The sequence below is a fragment of the Bradyrhizobium sp. USDA 3311 genome (assembly GCF_054062495.1).
The window spans coordinates 8,917,317-8,937,806 of the sequence record NZ_JBSSFI010000001.1 but is presented as its reverse complement, the minus strand read 5'-3'; the positions used below and the strand labels follow the sequence as shown (position 1 = coordinate 8,937,806).

Annotated in this window: 17 protein-coding genes and 1 pseudogene; 8 read left to right on the top strand and 10 right to left on the bottom strand. The window is 61.1% G+C overall.

Translation table 11 applies throughout. The features are described from left to right. The first annotated feature begins 165 nt into the window (after positions 1-165). The 3 genes from ACVWW6_RS42475 to ACVWW6_RS42465 are packed head-to-tail and all read left to right on the top strand — an operon-like array spanning position 166 to position 5,044. Positions 166-3,171, top strand: coding sequence for an AAA family ATPase (locus ACVWW6_RS42475; RefSeq protein ID WP_456682873.1), 3,006 nt, complete (start codon positions 166-168; stop codon positions 3,169-3,171). After that, complete coding sequence (locus ACVWW6_RS42470; RefSeq protein WP_161536347.1) at positions 3,168-4,013, top strand: HNH endonuclease family protein; 846 nt, start codon at positions 3,168-3,170, stop codon at positions 4,011-4,013. Before ACVWW6_RS42475 ends, ACVWW6_RS42470 begins: the two co-directional genes overlap by 4 nt. 17 nt (positions 4,014-4,030) lie before the next feature. Then, entirely contained in the window at positions 4,031-5,044 is a 1,014-nt protein-coding gene (locus tag ACVWW6_RS42465; protein WP_456682872.1) for a hypothetical protein, read from the top strand. Between the two features lie 667 nt (positions 5,045-5,711). Here the strand turns inward: ACVWW6_RS42465 and ACVWW6_RS42460 are convergent. Beyond that, a complete protein-coding gene (locus ACVWW6_RS42460) occupies positions 5,712-6,530 on the bottom strand; it encodes a hypothetical protein (RefSeq protein ID WP_456682871.1) in 819 nt (272 codons plus the stop codon). Between the two features lie 1,736 nt (positions 6,531-8,266). Between ACVWW6_RS42460 and ACVWW6_RS42455 the strand changes: the two are divergent. Further along, positions 8,267-8,695, top strand: a pseudogene (locus ACVWW6_RS42455) (nucleotidyl transferase AbiEii/AbiGii toxin family protein); the annotation flags it as partial. A gap of 24 nt (positions 8,696-8,719) precedes the next feature. On the opposite strand, the gene ACVWW6_RS42450 reads toward ACVWW6_RS42455, so the two are convergent. Beyond that, the gene (locus tag ACVWW6_RS42450; RefSeq protein WP_246740356.1) at positions 8,720-8,893 is read right to left on the bottom strand and encodes a hypothetical protein; all 174 of its coding nucleotides are present in this window, start codon (positions 8,891-8,893) and stop codon (positions 8,720-8,722) included. A gap of 87 nt (positions 8,894-8,980) precedes the next feature. Between ACVWW6_RS42450 and ACVWW6_RS42445 the strand changes: the two genes are divergently transcribed. Genes ACVWW6_RS42445 through ACVWW6_RS42435 form a run of 3 tightly spaced genes read left to right on the top strand, consistent with a single transcriptional unit; the run spans position 8,981 to position 13,217 of the window. Further along, complete coding sequence (locus ACVWW6_RS42445; RefSeq protein WP_456682870.1) at positions 8,981-10,495, top strand: ATP-dependent nuclease; 1,515 nt, start codon at positions 8,981-8,983, stop codon at positions 10,493-10,495. Further along, positions 10,482-12,299 (top strand): ATP-dependent helicase, encoded by a 1,818-nt coding sequence (locus ACVWW6_RS42440; protein ID WP_161536342.1) that lies wholly within the window; start codon positions 10,482-10,484, stop codon positions 12,297-12,299. The genes ACVWW6_RS42445 and ACVWW6_RS42440 overlap by 14 nt, the downstream gene beginning before the upstream one ends. A 3-nt stretch (positions 12,300-12,302) precedes the next feature. Next, on the top strand, positions 12,303-13,217 hold the full coding sequence (locus tag ACVWW6_RS42435; protein WP_246740354.1) for a restriction endonuclease: 915 nt from the start codon (positions 12,303-12,305) through the stop codon (positions 13,215-13,217). Positions 13,218-14,491: 1,274 nt separating this feature from the next. Here ACVWW6_RS42435 and ACVWW6_RS42430 read toward each other — a convergent pair. Continuing rightward, entirely contained in the window at positions 14,492-14,650 is a 159-nt protein-coding gene (locus tag ACVWW6_RS42430; protein WP_246740353.1) for a hypothetical protein, read from the bottom strand. Positions 14,651-14,788: 138 nt separating this feature from the next. On the opposite strand from ACVWW6_RS42430, the gene ACVWW6_RS42425 reads away from it, so the two are divergent. After that, positions 14,789-15,226, top strand: a complete 438-nt coding sequence (locus tag ACVWW6_RS42425; RefSeq protein ID WP_060908463.1) for a hypothetical protein — start codon at positions 14,789-14,791, stop codon at positions 15,224-15,226. Here ACVWW6_RS42425 and tnpC read toward each other — a convergent pair whose 3' ends face one another. From tnpC to ACVWW6_RS42390, 7 genes are all read right to left on the bottom strand, one after another. Further along, positions 15,227-16,813, bottom strand: coding sequence for an IS66 family transposase (gene tnpC, locus ACVWW6_RS42420; protein ID WP_371740533.1), 1,587 nt, complete (start codon positions 16,811-16,813; stop codon positions 15,227-15,229). 95 nt (positions 16,814-16,908) lie between these two features. Then, the gene (gene tnpB / locus ACVWW6_RS42415; RefSeq protein ID WP_038379303.1) at positions 16,909-17,259 is read right to left on the bottom strand and encodes an IS66 family insertion sequence element accessory protein TnpB; all 351 of its coding nucleotides are present in this window, start codon (positions 17,257-17,259) and stop codon (positions 16,909-16,911) included. Further along, positions 17,256-17,702: an IS66-like element accessory protein TnpA gene (gene tnpA, locus ACVWW6_RS42410; RefSeq protein WP_060908461.1), complete on the bottom strand. Its 447-nt coding sequence runs from the start codon at positions 17,700-17,702 to the stop codon at positions 17,256-17,258. The genes tnpB and tnpA overlap by 4 nt, the downstream gene beginning before the upstream one ends. 87 nt (positions 17,703-17,789) lie before the next feature. After that, complete coding sequence (locus ACVWW6_RS42405) at positions 17,790-18,215, bottom strand: hypothetical protein (protein ID WP_246740352.1); 426 nt, start codon at positions 18,213-18,215, stop codon at positions 17,790-17,792. After that, positions 18,194-18,610 (bottom strand): Rap1a/Tai family immunity protein, encoded by a 417-nt coding sequence (locus ACVWW6_RS42400; protein ID WP_161536341.1) that lies wholly within the window; start codon positions 18,608-18,610, stop codon positions 18,194-18,196. The genes ACVWW6_RS42405 and ACVWW6_RS42400 overlap by 22 nt, the downstream gene beginning before the upstream one ends. Beyond that, a complete protein-coding gene (locus tag ACVWW6_RS42395) occupies positions 18,607-19,698 on the bottom strand; it encodes an XRE family transcriptional regulator (protein ID WP_161536340.1) in 1,092 nt (363 codons plus the stop codon). Before ACVWW6_RS42395 ends, ACVWW6_RS42400 begins: the two co-directional genes overlap by 4 nt. Positions 19,699-19,765: 67 nt before the next feature. Next, positions 19,766-20,356: a hypothetical protein gene (locus tag ACVWW6_RS42390; protein ID WP_161536339.1), complete on the bottom strand. Its 591-nt coding sequence runs from the start codon at positions 20,354-20,356 to the stop codon at positions 19,766-19,768. Positions 20,357-20,490: the final 134 nt, after the last annotated feature.

The window sequence follows — 20,490 nt, the reverse complement described above, 5'->3', positions numbered from 1 at the left end:
AGCGGTGACGCGCCGGCACATTGACGGAGACATTTGCTTTAAGAGCCAGTCAGTGAATCGTGGCAAATTGCGGAGAGATCGACAGTTTAAGGACGTGCAGGCCGGAACGGCCCAGAGTTGGGACCGATCTGAAATTGGCTGCCGAAACGGGGAGGGGATTTTGCCATGCGTGCGATGCTGATTTCCGTGTGGCGAGCGCGACGCGCGATTGCCGTTCCAGTTGTCACGCTGATGATCGCCGCAGCACCTTCACTTGCCATGGACAAGCCAGGCAGTGCCGCACCTCCGCAGGACGTTCAGCAGCAGCCACTGAACGCCCAGAAGATGCCACTGAATGTAGAGCAGACGTCGCCAAGCGCTCAACAGCGCTCGGCCGTCGAAAAGTCAGCACCAGCCAAACCTGAGGTGCCCGTCCAGCTCGGGTCCCCGCTCCAGATCCTTGATCTTAGTCTCGGCAACGTCGAGCCGGATCCCGTAATCCTGGGCAGCGCAGCGGTTGGGTATTTCGAACTGTTCGTGCGGTATGTGGACGACTCGAGCGCCCGACTGGGCATGGGCGAGGCGTTGGATCGGCTGGCAATCGCGATCGATGGCGAGACTATCGTTCGGGGTGTGGCCTCGACGCGCCTTCCTGATTCACCCCAGGCGAGCGCAGGCAACTCACGCGTTGATCGGATGAAGGGATCGATTGTCTTCACACTCGATAGCCAAGTGCGCTCAACGTTCCTCGGCATCAACTGGGGCTCGTCCCATATCGTCTACCTTATCGACCGCGAAGCCGGTATCAAGTCGAACCCTCTCAACATTACAGTCCGCAGCCCCTTGCTGACACTGATCGGCTTCTCAGCGGCTGGCGTGGTACTCTTTGCCCTGTTCGGCCTCGTCGCGTTCCGTACTGTTCGGGGCAAGCCTCAGAAGCTCGATCCACCCATTGTGGTTCCGTTCAAACAGCCCGAAGCGGAGGCAGGCGCGGTGGCGCGGCCGGTACTGCCGACACCCGAACTGCCACCGACGTTACTAACGGCACTTGCGGAAGGGCGGGCGATGTTGGCGCTCGGCGGGGGCGCCTCCGCGCAGGCTGGTTTCCCGGATGGCCCGGCATTCGTGGCCCGGCTAGTGGAGCAGCTGCGTGATGGGCTGCCGAAGAGCCTGATTGACAGCGTCGAAGCCGAGGCAAAATTGGCCGTGTCAGGCGATGGCTTTAACAAAGTCATGGATGCAATCGCAGCCGCGGTCCCACACGAGCGCATCGCGCGCGAGATGCAACAGATCGTCTCCGGCACGCGGCCGAATCGTTCGGTGCACACGACTCTGGCTGATCTTGCGTGGCGCGGCGCCATTACGCTCGCGCGCGACACGCTGGCAGACGGGATCTTCGCAACCAAGTCCGGCTGGGCGAAGTTCGCGCTAGACCAAGCAAGCGAGCTGCCGAACGCGATCAAAAGCGGTACGCATCCGTTCCTGCGGCCGATGGGCGATCTCGATCGGCCCGATTCCCTGTCGCTGTCGATGACCGAATTCCGCCGCAACCTCGCGCGCTGGCCGGAGTTTCAGCGCCAGATGGCGCTCTTGCTGCAAACGCAGAATTTCATGTTCATCGGCGTCGGCGCCACCACGCTAGAGCAGTTCCTTCAGGCGGTTGGCGTCGACCTGGAGGTTACGGGCGACCGGCACTTCGCGCTCGTGCCCGATCGCCATGACATCGGCCTGTTAGGTGCGACGCTATCGCGATTCGGCGTGACGCTTTTGCCCTACACTGCGGACGCGACCCACACCGCGGTAACGGAGTTCGTAGGGAAGCTGGCCGCCCGCAGCCGCGCCGCCGCGCCGGCCCGTGCCCGGCCGCAAGGCTCGTCCCATGAGTTCGCGACCAGCCGGATCGAAGCGATCAAGCTAACCAATATTGGTCTGTTCGAGAACCTCGACCTGAAATTCCAGACGGAGATTTCCGGCGTCCCCGGGGCCGCATGGACGGTGATCTTCGGTCCTAATGGCTGCGGCAAGTCGAGCATCTTGCGGGCCATCGGTCTTGCGCTCTGCGGGAATGAAGCGGGGGCCGCTGCCACCCGCCTGCTCCAGGTGGGGAAAAGCGAAGCGACAATCGAGCTCACGTTCGGCTCGCAGGTTCTGCGCACGCGGCTCGTGCGCAATCGCGATGTATCGGTGGTGGCGAGCGCGACCACCCCGGTGCAAGGCGGTCTGGCGCTCGTGCTCGGCTTCCCGGCCCTGCGCGGCGCCCCTACCATCAATCCGAAGGGTGTGGCTCCAATCGAGGCTCGTCTTGCGGAGCCCGCGGACGTGCTGCCACTGGTGAGCGGTGAGGTCGATCGCAGACTCGGCAGCTTCAAGCAGTGGCTGATCAACGTGCTGGAGCAAGCCGGCCGCGGAGATGCACGCGCTTTGGCGAAGAAGACCCTACTCGACGACATGATCCGCGATGTAGTGCCAGGCATGTTTCGCAAACTTGCACCGCTCGACAGCAGCTATGTCATCCGTGTGAAGACCGATGACAGGGACGCTGCTTCGCCCGAGGACGTGCCGTTCGATGATTTGAGTCAGGGTATGGTATCGATCTTCAACTGGCTCGGCGTGCTGGTGCAACGGATGTACGACTTCTATCCGCATGTATCTGACCCGCAGAAGCAGCATGCAATCACCCTGATCGACGAGATTGACGCCCATCTGCATCCGGATTGGCAGCGGCGACTCGTCGAACTATCGAAGAAATTCTTCCCGAACGTCCAGGTGATCGCTACCTCGCATTCGCCGCTGCTCGCAGGTGCGCTGCGCGCCAAGGAAATGTGCGTGCTGGAGCGCGACAGGCGCACCGGACGCGTCGGCCCGCTGCCATTCGACCTCGATTTCTACGGTCGCAGCAGCCAGGAAATCCTGACAAGCGTGGTGTTCGGCCTGCAGTCCGACCGCAATCCGGAAACGGAACGCCTCATCCACCGCTACTACGACCTTTTCGAGAAGGTGAAGAGGACCGAGTCCGAGGAGAAGGAGCTGCAGGAGCTGGGCAAGCGTCTCAACAATGTGAGCTACGGCGCGATCACCGAGGCCGCCGTCGCCAAGACCACAGAGCCAGAGGAGTGGTCGGCCGAACAGATGGAGACCCTGCGCAAGCACTTCGAGGCGGCTAGCACAGAAAATTCGAAGGTGGTCTCATGATTAGGGTAGCAAAAGACCCCCAACAGGACCCGTCCTGGCAGGACGTCTTCACCGAGGCTACGCGCGAGCGTGGCGAGCTGATCAAGGAGTTCAAGAAACGGGGCGACACCACAGTCAGCGACCAGCTCTACAAAAAGTACATGAGCTTTCTGCTGAAGCTGTTCAATCAAAAATGCGCGTACTGCGAGACTGTGATCGGCAGCAATCAGCCCGGCGACGTCGAGCATTTCCGTCCCAAGGGCCGCGTTGCCGACGACAATTTCAAGCCAATCAAAGTCAAGGTCAGCAAGTGGGGCGAAATCGATCATCCCGGCTACTACTGGCTCGCTTACGACTGGGACAACTTGTTTCCCGCCTGCATTGACTGCAACCGCTATCGCAAACACGGCGCGGGCAAGGACGAGGGCGCGGGCAAAGCGGATCGCTTTCCGGTCGACGGATTCCGCGCATCCGAGCCCGATGAAGAAAAAAAGGAGATCGCACTGCTCATCAATCCGAGCAAGGATGAGCCGAATGATCACCTGCAGTTTCTGGACAGCGGCGAGGTCGTTGCGAGAACCGAGATGGGCAAGCAGACGCTTCACCTGTTGGGTCTGAACCGCCGCGAGGTCCTGGTGAAGGCGCGCAAGCTTGCTTTTGGCAGCGCACGTGCACTGCTGCAGCAATACTGCACGGCTGTCCTGACCGGCAGCGAGGAGCAGGACGAGTTGCGCGAGCGTATCAATGCGATCTGGGAGGGGCGAGAAGCCTATACGGCGATGCAGAAACTCGGATTCGAGATCATCCGTCAGCGCATCGCGGGCAAGGGAATAGCGATAGAATTGCCGCTAAGGAAAATTTGAGAACGAAAGGCGATGGAATGAATTTCGATGTTGCGCGGCGGGCTGCAACAGCTCTCGCCATTCTAGTGCTGATCCCCGTTGCTGCAGCATATGCAAAAGTCGAGGTGGCCCCGGGCGGGGTCGTCGTACTCGGACCGCCAATCAACGGACAGGTCAAGGATGCGGTGTCCGAGCGGGGAGGAGCCGTGGCCCTATCCGAGACAAAAGGTCCGAACCCGCAGACGACTCTGATCTACCTGCCGCCTGCCGGGGCGCGTGAGCTCGAGGATAAGGTGAGCTACAAGATCGGCGATGCGCCCCAGACGCCGATCGAGATCAGCGTGCGGCCGCGCGCGCCGACGCTGGACAGCCCAAACATCTATGATGCCTCGTTCAAGGCGCTCTTCGTGTTGTTCATTCTTGCGGTTCTGGTGGAAAACGGGCTTGCACTTCTGTTCCGCTGGCGGCCGTTTCTCAGCTATTTCGATTCCCGCAGCACGAATGCACTAGTCGCGTTCATTTTCTCGCTCGCCTTGGTATTGTTGTTCAATCTTGATATCGCGAACCAGCTGATCGGTATCTACACCGATACACCGACGGTTGAGCTGGGTGGCTGGAACGGGTTGCCAGGGACACTGCTCACAGCAATGATTGTGGCTGGCGGAAGCGCTGGTGTTAATAAGGTCTTCCAGGCATTCGGCTTTCGCCCGAGTAGCGTCGAGGAGCAACCTCCGCCGCCACAACTGGACGAACAGCATGCGTGGGTAGCTGTCACGCTTTTGCGCGATAAGGCCGTCGGTACCGTAGCCGTATGGATCAACGACGCCGTAGCTGGCTCGATTCCAGGTTCATCACCAAAAAACAAGTTTTGGCGGTTCTTCGTGCGCGACAAAGGACGCTACCCACAGACTGCAGGTCGTCCGGTTGCTTCGGATGCTCAATACGCAATCGAGGTCAAAGGCCTCGATAAGGGGGGCAATGAGCTCAAAAACTCCTGGGGTCCTTACAAGATCGGCAAACGCGCTATCGTCGACATCGAGTTGAAGCTCTAGCGACTTGCCGGAAGCGAGGGATTGATATTTGCAGCGTTGTGTAAGATGGCCTTCAGTAAGCATGGGGCAGAGAATTTACCTGATCTCGCCGCCCCGTTCGGCGTGATGTAGGGACGAGCATCGCCGTCAAGATCTAGCGCCATTCGGATACGAACTGAGACTGCTTACTTCTGCTGGATGTCCAGGTCTGCGCCGCAGGCGAGTGCCGAGGTCGGCGCACTTGTCGTCCAGTCGAACCCAACGTGACCGAGCCCTTTGGATGTTCTGTCTTCTGTGTTTCGCACAATGTGTGGCGGGGGAGTGGGTTTGGTGACCCCTGTCCGGTTATCGAACCAATCCGCCAGATGATGGGGGTCGTAGGTGTTGAAGAGAGGATGCTTGTACGTGTTTTTCGGACCGTATGAATAGATGAGTCTCTGATACGATCCGGAAGGGGGTTTCGGGATGTGCGGGGAATTCGAACGGCCGCCGTGGTGGGGACACAGGATGGCATCATGTTGGCCGCTTGCTGGAATCACGCGGAGATCGTCATATCCGGCGTCGGCCGGCATGAGTACTGGTAGCCCAGTGACCCCGGACGGCGGATGGACCTCAAGCGACAGCTCGGAGGTGTTTTTCGAGGAGCCGGTGCATAGACTGATTGCAAGCTGACCAATCCGTTTCGTGCTCAGTCCGGACGGCCAAACCAGAATGGAGCCGCCTGCGGCTTGGATTGCCTTGATGAGTGAAGAGTGATGAGGCGCACGTTTGGTGCTGTTCGAAGTCTGTCGCGGCACAATCCATGTCTGCGTATGGACGCGGGTATCGCGGCCCTCCGAAGACCAGTGATCGTAATCCCAATGCGATAGGATAATCGGCGGGGTGGTGCACTGGCAGAACGAGGCAAGCGCTGCGGGGAACGTGAAGGCGTTGGGAGCGGCGCCGCCCCGAAATCGAAGTAGCAGACGACCTCCTGATTCGAGATGAGTCCGTTGGCCGAACCTTGCCCTACGTCGTAAACCGCGATTTCGTCTAAGGTGGACGAAGAGCGGAGCGCGTTCTCGATCTCCTGCTCAGTTGCGTCCGGCACTCCCGTCACCGGATCAAGCGGATCGAGAGAATTCAGGAACTGTCCGGCATCGGGTGCGGCTGGTTCTATCGATACCACCCCGACATCGATCGCGGGGCCGAACAGATTGTCGAACAAGGCTGCAGGCCTTCCGCCGTAGGCCAGCGCTATTCTCACCCAAATGCCCTCGAGTGCCAGAAGCGCTGCCTCGATCGACGAACCGAAAGATGTAGGGCCGCCGATCGCGATCACGTCAACCGGGTCGTACCGGACTTCGAGCAGATACAAAGGCATTGAAGCGTAGAACTGTGTGCTTCCTGCCGGGTCGAGCGGGACAGTCACCGCCGAGGTAAGTTGCGCCTGCAACCAGTCTCCGGCGACCGTGCCAAACATGAGGACGACGCTTCCGTCGTCTGAGATTTCGGCCTGATCGAGCACTCCGTATAGGACATCCGGAAGGTCTCGCTTTCGCATTTGTGGGCCGGATGGCGTCGACGGGCCGTTCGGCTCCAGAGCTTGCATGAGTAGGAACGGGTTGCAGTACGGGATCGATTTCCCTCCACCCCCCGGCTGCCCGTCTTGGTGGCCCGAAGATCGCGGTGGAAACTGCATCACCGTCCGGACGTGCCCAGAAGACGGCCGTTGCATAGGTTGCTGCATCGTGACGGAAATCGCAGAATGAGCGCGGGTCATCGTGCCACCTTCAGGAGAGACATGAAGTACTGGACGAACAGTGGGCCCCGTGCTCGAACTGCGGACCTCTCTCAAAGCCGAGACATCGTCTCCGATTTTCCTGTCCACTTCGCTGTGAACTCTACGGCCCTGTTTGCTCGCTCCTCGTGGAAATCTGCTTGCGGTGCTACTCGCCGACGAGTGCAAAATAGCCCTGCCGCCCCGTTGCGCTTAGATCCTCGGCGACGACGGGCATCGCGCCGCTGGTCTTGGTTTTATCCGCCGCAAAATTATGCTTAAGGGTCGAGTGGCGGGCAAGCCGTTAGTCACGATGAAGTTTGTGGTACCAGGCTTCAACCTTGGCCAATTATCCTGAGAGCCTCTCCGCGGAGGTCTGCTCGCAGCGCCCCTTAATGCTCAAGTAGGCGTCAAGCCTCCCTCGATGTGTGAGCTTACCGATGTTGATCGTCGCGGCAACCGCCCAAGGCCGGCGGCAGCAGCGATCATGTGGCATGTGGGCCCAAGTGATTGGGGCGACTGCCCCGCGTTGCGGTATGAGCCTGGGCTGGAGAGCGCGCGCCGCCGCAGAACAGTGAGCAGTACCCGAATGCGCCCGTGCGTCTAGCCACTTCGTGTTCGACCCAGTACCGACTTGGACCAGGAGAGAAGACGTTGCTATTGGTGCGCGTGCGAGTTAGGCGGAAGTGCTTGCGCAGACGCATTGCGGCCGTTCGTGTTGCACGATTTTCCCCCCAACAGACATTCGAGCCCCTTCCGTCGGTCTAGGCGAGATTAGATATCTGCTGCGTTTTCTTCCGGCGTGTTTGGTGGGTCGGTGCAGCAATTGCGCGCTGTTTTGGGATTTGACGTAGAAAATATGCGACGCTGAGCTGTACTAGCCACCAGGATCAGGCTGATCAGCAGCCGAGCTAAGTTGGGCTAGGCAACAAATTCAGCAGCACAAACCTACTTCGGTAGTTGGTGTGCTGAACTAAGCTGCTCCGTTCTTTGCTTTTAAGTTCGTGGTTGTGTTGCGGATGGTCCTAATAACGGCGGGTGGCCGTATACTGCAATTTGTCAACATAAACTGACGTTTGGGCGACAGGAGCTTCCACAGGGTAGGGCATTGTGTCCTATTGGTTTTCTCCAAAACTCAAAAGCCATCCACAGGAAATGCGCCCATTTTTTCGGGTATAATCTGCGCGTATCGCGAATCGCCGCTTCATCTTTCAGGGAATCACAGATAAGTGCGGAAGACGTGCAGCGCCTCGTACAGCGCCGCTCGTCGCCTGATGGTAAGTCCTGCGTTCTCCCCCGCAACGCCGAGCGTTGTGGCTCCCCCCAGGCCTTGCGTCAACCGTAAGCGCGGGCGAAACCGCTTCGCGCAACGAAAGGGTTTGGTCTGATGTTTGCGAGTAAAAAGCCGGCGACGCTTCGTGAGGTCGGCATCACCATCACAGTTGAGGAGGTCGAGCTGCTAAAGCTGGCTGAGATGCGGTCCGTTTCCGACGGCTCGTCCGCGGGTGATGCATGCGGAGCGAACCTTCTGGGAAGAGGCAACGGCTATCCACGTCTTCTGCGTCCAGCAGCGGTTGCGCGTTGATCGCTTCGAGGCCACTTGGATGACGATTGCGCTGGGATGAGGCCGGTCTGGCGGATGCGGCTATCGCTGCTCGAGAGCTGGCGTGCGGTCGTGCGCCACAAGGGCATGTTCTTCACCGAGAAGGCGGCCGATCGCAACCCGATCGATTACGCGGTCGTCGTCAACGGCGGTCTGCAGCTTACGCCCGGCGGAGATGCCTCGAAAGCCTGGAAGAGACTATCGCCATATGGTCGAGAACGGCCTGCTCTTGGAAGATGCCGAACCCTTCGAGGTGCTAAGGGCGCGCTGCGCCGATATTGTCGCGTGGGCTAATCGGCGGGCGGAATAAGAAGGCGGGGACAGAGTGCGCATATCACGGGTAAAAATAAGCAACTTCGCGAACTTCTCGGAGATCGACGTCGAGACCGGCGAAAGTATCGTCATCGTCGGCGAGAACAAGGTCGGCAAGAGCAACTTCGTCCGCGCGCTGCAACTGATTCTGGACCCTGGTCTTTCTGAACGCGATCGGCAGCTTGGGCTTGAGCAATTCTGGGATGGTCTAGGAGAAGACAAGCTTGGCGAGACGATCGAGGTCGCGGTCGAGCTGACTGACTTCACGGGCGATCCGCGGTTGATGGCGCACCTCAACGACTGCGTGGTCGATCCGGGGCCGCCGATGGTTGCGCGTCTCACCTACCGTTTCCAACCGAAGGCCAATCTCGGGCGGGATCCGGAGAGCATTGCCGACTATGAGTACATCGTCTTTGGCGGCAACGATCCGGAGATGTCCATCGGGCCGTCGCTGCGACGGATGCTTCCGCTCGACGTGCAGGTCGCGTTGCGCGATGCCGAGAAGGATCTGTCGAGTTGGCGCAATTCGCCGCTAAGGCCTTTGATCGAGGAACTGGCGACCTCTCTCGATGAAGACGCGCGGGCCGAAATCCAGGAGCAGGTCAACGAGGCGCAGGCCGAGTTGGTCAGCCATGATGAAGTGGTCGCAACCGCCGAGCGGATCGGCCAGCGGCTGATCGCGATCGCCGGCGAGCAACATGCGGTGCCGTTGACGCTCGGCCTCGCGCCGACCCGGGTTGATGCGCTGCTGCGCAGCCTGCGTCTCCTGATCGACAATGGTGCGCGCGGCATTTCCGATGCCAGCCTTGGGACCGCCAACCTGATCTTCCTGGCGCTCAAGAGCCTGGAACTCGATCGGCTCGTGACGGATGGCGAGCGCGACCACACTTTCTTTGTCGTCGAGGAGCCGGAAGCGCACCTTCACCCGCACGTCCAACGTCTGGTTTACCGCTATTTCCTCGGCAGCGGCGGGGATGACGAGGAGCAGACGCCGCCACTCACAACCATCCTGACCACGCATTCGCCGCATATCGCGAGCGTCACCCCGATCCGGTCGGTCGTGCTGCTTCGTCAAGACGCGGCGACAAATGCGACGATCGCCGTTTCGACGGCCAAGGCGCCGCTCGACGAGCGCGACGAGGCGGACCTCCAGCGCTACATCGACGTAAGCCGTGGCGAGATCTTCTTCGCTCGCGGGGTCATCCTGGTCGAGGGCGACGCGGAGCGGTTTCTCGTGCCTGCCTTCGCCGAGGCGCTGGACATTCCGCTCGACATGCTGGGCATCACAGTATGCTCGGTCAGCGGCACGAACTTCACGCCCTACGTCAAGCTACTGGGTCCCGAGGGCCTCAACATTCCGCATGTCATTTTAACCGATCGCGACCCGAACGGAACGAAACCTCCACTGGTCCGACGTCGCTTGATCAATGTCCTGCGGTTGGTCGAAGACGGCGTGAACTATACGCCTCTGGATGCCGACGCCGTGATCGCGCGTGCGGAGGCGTTCGGGTATTTCGTGAACAGCAACACGCTCGAGCCGGAGCTGTTCGCCGGCGGCCTCGCTGAGGCGATGCAGGAGGTCATCGAACAGGAACTTTCGATGGGCCAAGCGACACGCGACCTGATCCAGGGATGGGTCGACGACACCGACAGTCTCGACGAGGAGCAACTGATCAAGGTCATTGAGCGGATTGGCAAAGGACGGTCCGCGCAGGCGCTGGCGCCGCACGTCGATGAGGATGCGTGCCCGGATTACATCCGGCAGGCGCTGGAGCATATCCGCGATGCCGTTACGTAGCGTCAGCGCTGCCTATCTTGCCGAAGCGGGCGATCTGGCCGGCAACCCGGGTCAGCAGGCGGCCTATGACTCGACGGGAAACTGTGTCGTTCTCGCGGGGCCCGGTAGCGGCAAGACCAAGACGCTGGTTCTCAAGCTCGCGCGGATCATGGCGGAGGACGTCCGCGCGCCGCGCGGTGCGGCATGCATCACCTACAGCCAGGAATGCGCGCGCGAGCTGACACGCCGGCTCGAGCGATTGGGCCTGCGCGAGTCGCCCAATCTCTTTGTTGGTACAGTCCATGGTTTCTGCCTGAGGCATCTCCTCATGCCTTATGGCCGGCTTGCCGATCTTCCGGTGCCGTTCCCGCTCGCCGTGGCCACGCAGCGGCAGAGCGAGCAGGCGATGAAGCGCATCGGTGATCGACTGTTCGGCGTTGGCCATCCCAATAAGCCCATGGACCTGGGGCGGCATCGACGGTCGGTCCTCGACAGGACGTCGATCGCTTGGACGAGCGAGGCGGAACTCGCCGCTTGGGCGGAGGGATATGAGGCCGAGCTGCGACGGCTGGGCCTTGTCGATTTCGATGACCTTGTGGTGTTCGGTCAGCGCCTGGTGTCAGAGCATGACTGGGTGCTGCCCCTGTTGCAGGCGAAATTTCCGGTCCTCGCGGTCGATGAATATCAGGACCTCGGCGTGGCGTTGCATCGCATCGTCAAGCGTGTGGCCTTCGATGGCGGCGTTCGGCTCTTTGCGGTGGGAGACCCCGACCAGTCGATCTACGGCTTCACCGGCGCCGACGGAGCACTGCTCCAAGAGCTGGCCGAGCGGGTTGATGTCGAGCGGGTTCAGCTTCAGCTCAACTATCGTTCGGCGTCGCGCATCGTCAGCGCGTCCGAAATGGCGCTCGGCGAGGCCCGCGGGTATCGGTCGAATGACCTGGACCGGCAGGCGGTCATCGAATTCGTTCAATGCGCCGATGGCCTTGAAGGACAGGCGGCACACGCGGTAGCAGAGATCATTCCGGCAGCTCTAGCGGCCAAGCCCGGACGCGCGCTCGGTGACATCGCCATTCTCTACCGGGACTATCGGGCGGGCGACGTCGTAGCGGAAGCCGTTGCTGCCGCGGGCATCGATTTCGTCCGTGTCGATACTGCGGCACCTTACCGCAAAGTCGCGCTTACGAGCTGGATCGAGGATTGCGCGGCGTGGTGCGCCGGCGGCTGGCGCGAGGCCCGGCCACAGTTGCGCGGTCTGCTCGACCGCTGGGTCGGATTTTATCGTACCCGGATATCCGAAGTCCAGGCGAGAGATGAATCCCGGAGTCTGACGCAGCTTCTGTGGTCCCTTCGCGTCGAGGAGGGACTCGCTCGGGATTTCGTGGCCGGGATGCGAGCAGGTATGCTTGATACGCTAATGGCGGCCGAGCCGGGTCTCGCTGATCAGCACGAGCAGGTAGATCGCATGTCTGCGGCTCTGGCGGTCGGGGGACCGCTCGCCGATCTCGACCTGGCGAGCCTTGGCGGCCGCGATGGCTCTCCGCGGCACCTGAACTTGTTGACACTGCACTCCGCGAAGGGGTGCGAATACGATGTTGTGATCATGGTTGGGCTCGATCTCGGGAGTTTGCCCTGGCGCAATGAATTGCCCGCCGCCCGCCGCGAGAGCCGGCGGCTCTTCTATGTCGGCCTGACACGCGCTCGGGACGAAATCCATATGCTTTATTCCGGTTACGTCGATACGGGCCGCGGCAGGATGCATTGGGGGCGCTCGCCTTTCCTGGATGAACTTGAAGCGCGAATGGAGGAGGCCGAGGGCGAGTAGTCTATGATGTCATTTCGTGAAGCCCAGGCGGTCGAAGACCTGGCGGACCTCCTCTATGATTTCCTTCCCGGGAGCGGAAACAACAGGACCGCATTTCCGCTTGCTGCCGCGCAGGCTGGCGTTGGCGATCTATGGGGCCCCGGGAGCAAGCGGCCCGCGATCGTGCAGCTTCTAACCGCGACGCTCGAACAGCGCAGGTCGTGTTTCACGAAGTTGATCGTGGCGATCGTCCGACAGGCGATGACCTACCGGCGCGGGAAGGGCAATCCACTGAGCCGCGAAGAGATTGATCGGCTGAACAGCCTTCTTCCCGGCGTGCAATTCAAAATTCCGGAGTTGCTCGATCCGAGCTTCCTCGGCAGCTTCGCATCGCCGAAGGCGGGAGAGCCTATGCCGCAGGCACCGTCGACGCTGAGTGCGGCGAAGGCGCAGGAGCTCGCGACGCTGCTTATCGAGATCACCAAACTCGCCCCCCAGGCGCGAGGCCTGCGCTTCGAGGGTTTTCTCAACGACCTGTTCGCCGGCTTCGGGCTCGCGCCGCGTGGCTCGTTCCGTCTCGTCGGCGAGCAGATCGACGGCAGTTTCAAGCTGCATGGTCAGACCTACCTGGTGGAAGCGAAATGGCACGGGCCTCAGATAGGCTTTGCTGACCTGATGACATTTTCGGGCAAAGTCGGCGGAAAGGCGTCCTGGTCGCGCGGACTGTTCGTTAGCAATTCCGGCTTCACGGCCGAGGGGCTAGAGGCGTTCTCACGAGGGTGCCAGACCAACTTGATCTGCGCCGACGGACTTGATCTCTACAAGGTACTCTCGCGCAAGGTATCGTTGATCGAGGTTTTGGAAGGGAAGGAGCGCCGTGCTGCCGAGACGAACCGCGCGTTTGTCGCCGTACGAGACTTGAATCTTCGAGGGAGTTGAACGGCCTTGGGCGGCGATGGCTGTAGCAACGAAGGACTATGCTCGTGCGACGGATGCCCATTTCAGCCGGATAAGCCTGGGGTGCGACCGATAAGTCATTGATTGTATTTGACCCGTGGCTGACTCTTAATCAGCGGGTCCCAGGTTCGAGCCCTGGTGCGCCCACCAAGTCTTTCAATGACTTACCCTCGCGAACCGTTTGAGAGGACCGAACTAAAACGGTTATTCTCCGCAATAATTTCCGCCCCCCGCTCGGGTAGCAGCCGCATAACGAGGAACTGTCATTGTGCGACGAATGCCCAGCTTCGGCCGGACCGTCGCCGGGTATCCCTCGATGCATAACCAGTACCGGACTATTCGGGTCGGGGCTTCTATTCGCTCCACTGACTCGAACCCTCGACAACTCGCAAGGCAGTAAAAGTGGCCGCGGTGCACGACGTCTTGCGAGGCGGCCGTCTCAACGGCCCCGCCTGGCATCGTTCGGGTAAGGGCGGACTTACTTGCTGTCCCCGAGGATGACAGCGGTACCGGCAGCGGCCTTGGCCGCATCGACCACCTTGTCGCCGGGTTTGCCGAGCTGCTCGTGCACCTTGTCAGCCTCCCGCGCCGCGTGCTTGCCGGGGCAAAGACCGGCGTCACTCTACTTAAGAACAGGGCTGGCCTAACCTTCGGGAGTCAGGGGTTCGAGTCGCTGACTGCCCGCAGACCAGCTTCATTGAGCTACGAATGGACCGCCGCAGCCCGGTGGGTGAAAACCGGATGAGAGAGGCCGGCCTCCCTCTTCACAACGTCAGCGCGTCCCGGTTTTTGAGCGGGTAGGGCAGCGACGTATTCCGGCCAGCGTTCAAGCGCCTCTCGGCGTCCAGGCCGCGACATTTCCGCCTCGGATTTCAGCGAGAAGTGATGGCAATTTGAGACAACTTCAGGTACACCCACCGGTGTCCGGGGCGTCATATACCCTCGGAGCCGCGGCCAGGACAAAAGCCGCACCGCTCGTTAGCCGGACAACGCGTCGTACCGGACGACTTGGGGCCGAAAGCCTCACGACTTGTGACCGATAGCCACAAACAATGCAGGCATCGCGCGGTGCCGAAAACACTGAAACCGCTTGGTCCAAGCCCTCCAACCAGAAGGAGAAAGCTTGTGAAGATAAGCCTTTCAATAGATCCGGGCGTGGCCATGGCCATCCTGTATCTCCTAGCAACCACCCTCTAAACGAGGGGAGCCCGCACATCGGCCAATGTGCGGGCTCAATCATTTGTACCGCAGATTCCTCAGACCCTCTTTTTGCGAATGATAGGCTTCTTCTTCGGCGGCCCCCGACGTTCGTCGCCCGCGCGGACGGCTTCAACAACGTCTGTGCGTAGCTTGACGATCGCGTCCGAATGCTCGTCCAGGTCGCCCTCGTACTCGAACATCTTCTGCTGCTTCATCGTGAGCGTCACGAGAGGATCACTGGCGCCTGGGCTTGACTTGCGCGGAATGCTCTGGATAGCGCGGTCTGGATGATTGACGCTGCCGGCGCGCGGTGATGGGGTGATCCCGGTTCGGAGCGGGCAACGGGGATCAGAATGACCAGCGAATCGCAGCTGCGCGAGAAGCTTCGGAAGATCGAGGCGTTGTTCGCGGGTGCCGGAACTGCCGGTGAGCGCCTTGCGGCGGAAGCTGCGCTCCAGCGGGTGCGTGCCCGGGTCGCGGAGCTCGCTCGCCACGATCCGCCGATCGAGCAGCAATTCTCACTTCCTGACCAATGGTCGCGGCACCTGTTTTTGGCGCTTTGCCGCCGGTACGGGCTGCGGCCGTTTCGTTATCACCGCCAACGACGCAACACGGTGGTGATCCGTGCGTCCCGAGGCTTCGTCGACAAAGTTCTGTTGCCGGAGTTCACCGAGCTGGAGAGGGCGTTGCAAGTTTATCTGCACGAGATGACGCTGCGCGTGATCCGCGAGGAGATCTATGACGACACCAGCGATGCGCAGGAAGTTCCAGAGTCCTTGCCGTCGAACTGATCAGGCGGCGAGCTTTGCCAGCGAACTGTCGCGCTCGGCCTTCCAATTCCACGGCAACAGCATGTGCAGCTGATTGATCTTTGTACGTCCGGAGACGATGCGCTCGAGAACATCGGTCAGATAGTGTCGCGGGTCGATGTCTTGCAGCTTTGCCGTGTTGATGAGCGAGGCGAGAATGGCCCATGTTTCGGCGCCGCCTTCACTGCCGGCGAACAAGTAGTTCTTCTTTCCCAGGCCTATCGGCTTGATGCTGCGCTCGACCGTATTGCTGTCTATTTCAATGCGTCCGTCATCGATGAAGCGCGTCAGGCCGTCCCAATGGTTGAGGGTGTAGCGGATGGCTTTGCCCAGACCGGACTTCTTCGAGACTTCCAGCAGTCGCGCCTCGAGCCAGGGTTTGAAGTCCTCGATCAGCGGCCTGGTGTCGGTTTGCCGCACCGCAGCCCGATGCGCCGCCGGCAGACCGCGGATGCGATCCTCAATGGCGTAGAACATCGCGATCCGTTGCAGCGCTTCCGCGGCAATCGGCGACTTCGTCGCGACGTGAACGTCCCAGAACTTCCGCCGCGCATGCGCGAAGCAGAACGCCAGCAGCACCAGACGGCCGCCGTTCTTGATCAGGCCCTTGTAGGCGGCATAGCCGTCGACCTGCAGGATGCCGTGGTAATCCCCGAACAGCTGCTTGGCGCGGATCGCCTTGCGATCCTCGGCAAACATGTAGACCACCGCCGGCGGCGCGGGGCCGCCCCACGGACGGTCATCGGTGGCGATCGCCCAGAACTGGCAGACTTTGGTTCTGCCACGGCCGGGATCGAGAACCGGCAGTGGCGTCTCGTCGGCAAACAGCCGCGGGTAGGACATCACTGTGTCGCGCAACAGCGTGTGAAGCGGCTTCAGCCACCAGGCGGCGCGGCCCATCCATGAGGCCAGCGTCTGCCGGTCAAGCGTGATGCCTTGCGCGGCGAACATCTGTTCCTGCCGATACAGCGGCAGCTGGTAGCCGTATTTCATCACCGCGATGTGGGCCAGCAAGGCTTCCGTCACCATCCCGCCGTCGATCGCCTGGGCCGGCGCCGGTGCCTGCAGCACACCCTGGCGGCATCCCCGGCAGCCGTAGCGCGGACGCACAATGCGCTTGACCTGGTACTGCATCGGAATGACGTCGAAGGCTTCCTTGACGGTCTCCCCGATCTTGTGCAGCCGCTCGCCGCAGCAGGGGCAGATGTGGCTCTCGATATCGATCACGACGTCGATGCGCGGCAAATGCTCCGGAAGCCTCCCCCGGTTGCGTCGCGCCGGTCGCTTGCTACGGCCTTCCGCTCCATCAGGCAGCCTGCCTCCGGTCCCGTCGTCGTTGGCGGCGGCACCTGCCGCCTGCGCCGTGATGGTGAAGAGAGACAGCTGTCCGGGATCCAGTGTCTCGGAGCGGGGACCAAAGATCGTGCGCTTGTACTGGGACAGGATCATCAGGAGCTTGTCGTTCTCCTGGACTGCAGCATCGCGTTGGGCGATCGCCACATCACGCTCGGCCGCCAGCGTGCTGCATTCCGCCGACACCACGGCAAGCCGTGACGACAGTGCCGTCACGGCTTGCTGGAGCAATGCTCGATCGGAAGGCAAATCAATCATGCAGCGCGTTCTACTACAGCTCTGCATGAATGACGAACTACTCTTGATGATGATCAACCAGCTCGTGTTGGTTGATCCACAACCCGCATCGGCACACGCTTCCAGTCCGAGCCGTCGAGCAGCACCGAGAGCTGAGCATGAGATAGCGGCATGACGCCTTCCTTGATCGGAGGCCAGCTGAACTGCCCTTCGATTCTCTTGTAGTAGAGAACAAGGCCACTTCCGTCCCAGGTCAGGATCTTCACGCGATCTCGGCGCTTGGATCGAAACACCCACAGCCCGCCGTCGAACGGATCGGCTCCAAACGCCTCGCTTACCAGCATCGCCAGCGAGTCCATGCCGCGACGGAAATCGACCGGCTGCGTCGCGATCCAGATCGATAACCCAGCGCGGGGCCCGATCATCGGCCGACCGTCCCGACTGCCGCAAGCACCTCGCAGAGTGCTCGCCGGTCGACCGTTCCCATGACACGGATGCGAACTGCGCCGACCTCGATCTCAATCGCTCCCTGCTCCTCGCATAGCGGCAATTTGCCTCCACAGTCGGTGATTGCGACCGGCACAAAGCCTGATGGCATGCCTCCATGCTCCTCGAGCTTCGCCCGCGTTGTCTGACGACGCCAAAGAAACAACAGGCTCGGGCTGATGTCGTGTCGCCGCGCCACCCCGGAAGCGCTTGCACCCGGCGCAAAACTCTCCGCGACAATCGCCGCTTTCGCATCGGTCGACCAGCGCCGTCGTCGGCCGGTCCCCGTGATGATCTCGACGCGCCGCAGCGTGTCGGAGCCGTCCTCAAGGATAGGCGTATGCCTATCCTTATCGCCATCCTTACAACTCGCTCTTGACATGGTGACCTCGTGACAAACCTCTCCACGAGATCTTCCTAGCCGACTAGATCAACCCTCAGTGCGTGGTCGCCAGATGACGCTCACGCTTCATCGATCCGCGCGCGACTTGGTAGACCCGATCTCCGCCGTAGGTCGACGACCAACGACCGTGCACAACGGCGACGCGAGCTTCGTTGACCTTGTGGCAGGCGCCTTCAGCAGCTTTACGAGCACGGGATCCGGCTTGCCGTCTTGACGGTCCTCCTCGATTGCTGATGCGGCGAGGATTGCTGTGACCAGCTTCGCGAAGTCGAAAGCCGCCGTCATGATGTCGTTGTGCTCAAGATCGATGCTGACCTTCTTCCGGAATATGCGGCGCAACTCGGCCTCAAGCTGGCTGTATTCGAACACGAAGCGACCGATCTCGCGATAGAGATCGCTCTTGTCGCCGTTCCAGCCGATGATGTCGGCCAGCGAATTGTTCATCCGCGCGCGGCGCTTCTTGCCTGTCCTTACTTTTTCGTCGCTGGACATGGCCACGCCTTTGTCAACGCCTTCGGGAACATTATCGCCGGCAGCCCGTTGCGCTCAGCCGGGTTGTCCGCGAGATATTTGCAGAACACGTCCGTAACCTGCTCGAGGGTGGCGCGGTCCGGCTTGCAGTACCCGACGACGCGATCCAACGCGAAGTCGACCTCTGCGTCATTGTTCGGCATGTCCTTGTGCCAATGGCGCATGTTGTCGATCGCGGTAGCGCCGTGGGCGGCCATGTCATAGAGGCCGGCGACGTAGCTCTGCGCCATCGGCTTGTCTCGCTGGCACCACTGGCGGACGTCGTTGCCGGAGAAGAACGCTGTCGACGGCACCTCGGCGGCGAGCGCAAAACCCGCTAGGCCGAAGCAGGCTGCGACCAGCGTCAGCCGCTTCATTGTATGATGCGAAGGTGGGATGCACGGCCCTTCTCTTGGCCGGGGAGCTCGATCGAATATGTCTTCGCCACCTCGGTCTCGTTCATCATCAGCACTTTCGACAGATCGGCTACCGAATAGCCCATGTCGTTTATGTGCAGCGAGATAAGGTCGGACAGCGTACGCGGCTCCTCGACCGGGAAGTCGAGTTCTGGCGGCTCGCGCAGCCTTATCTTTTGTATGTTGAATTGCTTCCAGATGTATCGGGCCTGGGTTTCGTTCAGGAAGCCCGCGCGCTTGGCGGCGAACACCAGCGAGCCCATCGAAACCTTCCACTCTGGTTTCAAGGCCGCGAGCAGGCGCAAGTCAACACGGCGTTCGGCGAAGTACGGCTTGACGTCCTCGGTGGGAACCAGGAAACACGAAGCGAAGGTATCGGCCTCTTCCTCCATGTTCGGCGTCGGATACCCGTGCATGATCACGTGGCCGAGTTCGTGGCACAGAGTGAATCGCATGCGGTCCGCAGGCTGCTGCCGGTTGAGCACGATGATGTGCGGCATGCCCGGCACGGAGAAGCGCACGCCCGAGACTGTCGAGCCACCCAGGTCGGAATGCGCCACCAGGATGCCGGCTTCCTCGACCAGCGCGGTGAGGTCCTGGATGGGGCCATCGGGGACCTGCCAGAAGCGACGGAGCAGGCCGGCGATCTTCTCGGCGTCGTTGTCGTATTCGTCGGCGTCGAACCTCGGCAGCTTGTTCACCGGATCGAGGTCAGTCGCCTCCAGCAGCTTGCGCAAGTGCATGACGCGCACGTTAAGCTCGGCGACGATGCGGTGGAGCTCGGTCGCCGACACATTCGACTTTTTGCGCCACATCGGCGCATGCACGCTGATCGGCGCGCCGTAGATGGCGTCGGTCTGGCCGAAGAACTCCACCGGCACCGAGAAGATCTCGGCCGCCGTGTCGAGGAGTTGCGCGGTCGGCTCCTTCAATCCGTTCTCGATGCGCGACAGTTCAGTGTTCGGCAGGCGGAGGCATTCCGCCGCCTCGTTCTGCGGGAATCCGCGTAGCTGCCGCGCGAGGCGCAGCATGCTTCCAACCTTCGACATTTCGCAGTCCTCACCCTCGCAGTCGGCGACCATTCTCGTTTACGTCCGGTTAACCGCCTCGGGCGGGTCAGGACGCTTCGCCGCCGTTCTTTTTCTTGGCCTTGGCCTTGAGCTTCGCCACGCTGCGGCGGCGGGGCTGCGGGACGGCGGTCTTCTGCGGGAACTCAATGATGCCCTGCTGTCCGCCGGGCAATTCGTAGCTCCAGAGCTGGCCATCCCCGTCGCGCGCCGTCACGTGCACCGACTTGTAGCTGGTGCCGAGTTCGTTCACCTTCCAGCAGACCTCGACCTTCATCGCCTGCGGCGCGTCCGCGAATGGGATGCCGGGATCCAGAAAGTTGTCGTTGGCGCCGGTGGAGATGTTGCTGCCCTTGCCGCGGCGGACCGCCTTCTTGAACCGCACCAGCACCCGGCCGCCGAACAGGAAGCGCGCCGTCGCGCCGGTCGGGAAGACCACCACGTCCGGCTTGCCGTTGAACTCCGCGATCGCGGCGCGGATGACGCTGTCGAACACGTCGGCCGCGTCAGTCCGCTTGTACATATTGCCGGCGCCGCGCTTGGCGAGGAAGTCCTTGAACGCCTTATCGAGGACCTTGCGGAACCGCTTGTTGAACGGCTCAAGGATCTCGCGGACTTCCGTCTCGACGGGCAACGACATGCACGGTGGTCTCCGGTGAATCGGTAGCCGGAACCCTATCAGGAAAACGCCAAATTAAAAGATTATTTTTCAAGTCTATTGCGTATGTATGGTAATTATATGATTTTGCGTGATTTTATTGGATATAAGATTCT

Excerpts from the sequence above, each read along its gene's own strand:
- ACVWW6_RS42405 (WP_246740352.1), bottom strand. The coding sequence starts at position 18,215 with ATGTCCAGCGACGAAAAAGTAAGGACAGGCAAGAAGCGCCGCGCGCGG.
- ACVWW6_RS42465 (WP_456682872.1), top strand. The coding sequence starts at position 4,031 with ATGAATTTCGATGTTGCGCGGCGGGCTGCAACAGCTCTCGCCATTCTA.
- ACVWW6_RS42440 (WP_161536342.1), top strand. The coding sequence starts at position 10,482 with ATGCCGTTACGTAGCGTCAGCGCTGCCTATCTTGCCGAAGCGGGCGAT.
- ACVWW6_RS42475 (WP_456682873.1), top strand. The coding sequence starts at position 166 with ATGCGTGCGATGCTGATTTCCGTGTGGCGAGCGCGACGCGCGATTGCC.
- ACVWW6_RS42395 (WP_161536340.1), bottom strand. The coding sequence starts at position 19,698 with ATGTCGAAGGTTGGAAGCATGCTGCGCCTCGCGCGGCAGCTACGCGGA.
- ACVWW6_RS42425 (WP_060908463.1), top strand. The coding sequence starts at position 14,789 with ATGACCAGCGAATCGCAGCTGCGCGAGAAGCTTCGGAAGATCGAGGCG.
- tnpB (WP_038379303.1), bottom strand. The coding sequence starts at position 17,259 with ATGATCGGGCCCCGCGCTGGGTTATCGATCTGGATCGCGACGCAGCCG.
- ACVWW6_RS42470 (WP_161536347.1), top strand. The coding sequence starts at position 3,168 with ATGATTAGGGTAGCAAAAGACCCCCAACAGGACCCGTCCTGGCAGGAC.
- ACVWW6_RS42400 (WP_161536341.1), bottom strand. The coding sequence starts at position 18,610 with ATGAAGCGGCTGACGCTGGTCGCAGCCTGCTTCGGCCTAGCGGGTTTT.
- tnpA (WP_060908461.1), bottom strand. The coding sequence starts at position 17,702 with ATGTCAAGAGCGAGTTGTAAGGATGGCGATAAGGATAGGCATACGCCT.
- ACVWW6_RS42445 (WP_456682870.1), top strand. The coding sequence starts at position 8,981 with ATGGCGCACCTCAACGACTGCGTGGTCGATCCGGGGCCGCCGATGGTT.
- ACVWW6_RS42390 (WP_161536339.1), bottom strand. The coding sequence starts at position 20,356 with ATGTCGTTGCCCGTCGAGACGGAAGTCCGCGAGATCCTTGAGCCGTTC.
- ACVWW6_RS42430 (WP_246740353.1), bottom strand. The coding sequence starts at position 14,650 with ATGAAGCAGCAGAAGATGTTCGAGTACGAGGGCGACCTGGACGAGCAT.
- ACVWW6_RS42435 (WP_246740354.1), top strand. The coding sequence starts at position 12,303 with ATGATGTCATTTCGTGAAGCCCAGGCGGTCGAAGACCTGGCGGACCTC.